The sequence below is a fragment of the Microcystis sp. M31BS1 genome (assembly GCF_020245285.1).
GTDB lineage: Bacteria > Cyanobacteriota > Cyanobacteriia > Cyanobacteriales > Microcystaceae > Microcystis > Microcystis panniformis.
In genome coordinates this window covers 1-3,162 of record NZ_JADBVE010000377.1, presented here as the reverse complement: position 1 = coordinate 3,162, position 3,162 = coordinate 1, and the positions used below count along the sequence as shown (strand labels likewise).

The 3,162-nt window shown below is 44.2% G+C and carries 2 protein-coding genes; both read right to left on the bottom strand.

The features are described from left to right. Positions 1–384: 384 nt before the first annotated feature. Positions 385–2,088, bottom strand: coding sequence for a GTPase HflX (gene hflX / locus IM509_RS21175; protein WP_002789215.1), 1,704 nt, complete (start codon positions 2,086–2,088; stop codon positions 385–387). 826 nt (positions 2,089–2,914) lie between these two features. After that, positions 2,915–3,160: a hypothetical protein gene (locus IM509_RS21170; protein ID WP_002790238.1), complete on the bottom strand. Its 246-nt coding sequence runs from the start codon at positions 3,158–3,160 to the stop codon at positions 2,915–2,917. Positions 3,161–3,162: the final 2 nt, after the last annotated feature.

The window sequence follows — 3,162 nt, the reverse complement described above, 5'->3', positions numbered from 1 at the left end:
CCCTTATAGAGAAAGGCATTTAGCGATTTTTGTCAATTGTTTTTTATCTAGAGCGAACTAATCAATTAAGTCTCTTGCCAGATAAGGATTTAGTCGATTTATGCCCCCCTATCGAACCATAACAAGTAACGAAGAGCCGTTATAATAACTGAATAACTGATACAAAATCCTGTTTAAAAGGTATGGGAGAGTGGGAAGTGGGAATTATAAATTAGGAATTAGGAAGTGGGAATTATAAATTATAAATTATGAATTAGGAAGTGGTAAGTGGGAATTAGGAAGTGGGAATTAGGAAGTGGTAAGAATAAATAAAAATAATCTCCTGACTCCTGAATACTGACTCCTAACTCCTGTCTCCTGAATACTGACAGCTTACTGCTATACTTAAGCAATTAAATCGATTAACTTTTGTTTTAAAGTTTCCAATCCTAGTCGACGAATAGCCGAGATAAAAACAGCTTGGGGATATTTTTCCTTAGCTATTTCCAAATCCTCGCTTTTTACCTGATCCAACTTATTAAACACCATTAACATCGGACCGGTTTGAATCGGCATCTCCGAGAGGATTTTTAACACCGAGGCAATCTGACTTTCCCAAGCTGGATGGGAGAGATCCACCAGATGGAGTAATGCGTCTGCTTCCGTTACTTCCTCTAAAGTTGCCCGAAAAGCATCCACCAGCGAGGGGGGTAATTCGTGGATAAAACCCACCGTATCGGTTAGTAACAGGGTGTGAGAGACTTGGGTGGGGGGATCGGTAATAGTTAAGCGTCGGGTGGTGGGATCGAGGGTAGCAAACAGTTGATCGGCGGTATAAACTTCGGCAGCGGTGAGAGCATTAATTAAAGTAGATTTTCCCGCATTGGTGTAGCCGACGATCGCCACACTGGCTACATCTTGTTTTTGCCGTTGTTTGCGTAAACGGGAACGATGAGCTTGCAGTTGATCCACCTCATCCTGGAGACGGGATAAACGACGTTGAATAGTTCGGCGTTCTGTTTCTAATTTTGTCTCCCCCGGTCCGCGAGTGCCAATTCCTCCCCCTAATCTCGACATGGCTAATCCGCGCCCGGTGAGACGGGGTAAAGTGTATTCTAATTGGGCTAATTCTACCTGTAGTTTACCCGCTTGCGATTGGGCCCGTTGGGCGAAAATATCCAGGATTACCTCGGTGCGATCGACCACTCTCACCCCGATTTGGTTCTCTAGATTGCGAATTTGGGCGGGAGAAAGGTCTCGATTGAATACAACTAAATTAGCCCCCGAAGTTTGCACCTGTAGGGCGATTTCTGCCACTTTTCCCGAACCGATCACTGTTTGAGGATGGGGATGATCCCGTTTTTGTCGGGTGACTTGCAAAACTTTACCCCCGGCGGTATCAACTAAACGCTCTAATTCCCTTAAACCGTCCTCAAACTGGCGATCGCTGATATCGTCGGTGATCAAACCAACCAATAGCACCCGATCTTCGGCTTTATCAACGGTTATAGCGGTAAATTCTCGCTGAAACTCCGCCTCTAGTCCTTCCACTAACTCTAAAAAGTCCTGTTTGCTTAAATCCTCTAGATTTAAGGGCGGGGAAACAGACCAGTATATATTACTATTGACATTTGTTTGACTTTGTGGTATGAGATGCGCCAGATAGACTTGCTCCACATAACCGGTCGCCCCACCACCGCGACGGATCATGCCTGTACCAGTTAATGTTAAGATCACCAGTGCGTCTAATCTTTGCAGAGCCATGGCGGTTAAACTGGATTCTTTTGGCGGTTCCTGCTTAAGTTCCGTGGCGATGCAACGAATTCCGCAAAGACGCTCGGAACCGTAGCGGGGTAGTTCCAAGAGAGAAAATTGGGTTTGTCGGGGGGTTCCCACTCCCACACGAATTACCTGGCCGCGACGGTTGATATAGGTGCAGAGGGGTTGATGGATATCGGTACTGATAGCCGCCAGTCTTTGGGCGAATTCTGGGGTGGTGAGAGTATCGATAGGCAAGCGTTCATGATACAGCCTTTGTAGCTGTTTCATCTGACTAGCTTTCAGTCCCTGGGTATTGCCGAAGATGGTATCGATAGGCTTTCCTCGCAATTAGGATTTTATCTATTATTTATTGTAGCGATTATGAGACTCGCTGCTCCTGGACAGCGTTTCTCATCAAGATGAAGTGTAACCTAATTTGCTGCTGATTCAGAAGTAGCGATGATGGCTTAACGCTTTACTTTCTTGGCCATTGTAGTCATGGATAAAATACCAAAGGGATACCCAAGCTGATTCTCCATTTTTTTAGAGAACGATAGACTCTCTCTCACTAACCGGAAAACCCGTTGTCGAAAAGTATTATTTAGGGTCTGCTGAAAAAGTTTGTTGGTGGGGGCAGGGTGTGGGGTGTGGGGTGTAGGGTTTTACCGATTTTGAGGTAGTCAGTTACCTAATTTTCAGGGAAAAAGTCCCGGAATTTTACCTCTGATCACTCCCAGTCCGGTACTTTTTGATTGACAAAAAGTCTAAAAGTCTTACCCAACAAGGTTTTTATATTTATTCAGCAAACCCTAGATAAAAACCAATAACTTCTCCAGTGTTTGTATCAATAGCCAATCAAATATATACCTTGACTTTTTGAGAGAATACGAAGGTTCATATCCCATCACCTTCCACCCTTATCTGACGGGGAACAGCCGCCAATTTATTATTGTTGACATAATTTTGTAACCATAGAAAACCCTACTTGACTATCTTGAGACGGATGATTCATTAGGGGTATTTCTAGACCATTTCTCTACTGTGAGAAGATAACTGGCGATCGCCGCTCTGGAATTAGCCAAGCAAATGCTGATCCTAAATCTGGTTATTAAAAACTGATTATTTATTCTCCCCTACCCCCCCCTTGCCCCTGACAGGTGTAGGTATTTTACAACTAAGAGGAAGGGGAGTAGTAAAAAGCATCAACGGGGGTGGGAGGGAAAGAACTCCAACGATGAAGGTGAATCGACAAACCTTTTAGTAAATCAGCAACTAGGGTAATAGAACCCAGAAGAAAACAAGAAATCCGACGTAAGGGTTTGAGGTTGAGAATTTTTCTAAAGGTAGTATGTTGGGGGGGAAGTTGCTCTAAATCGGGTTGAGGAGATTGATTTTCCGCTTCTCCACCCAGCATAACCATCT

Bases quoted from the DNA above. Each gene is read 5' to 3' on its own strand.
- IM509_RS21170 (WP_002790238.1), bottom strand. From the start codon at position 3,160: ATGGTTATGCTGGGTGGAGAAGCGGAAAATCAATCTCCTCAACCCGAT.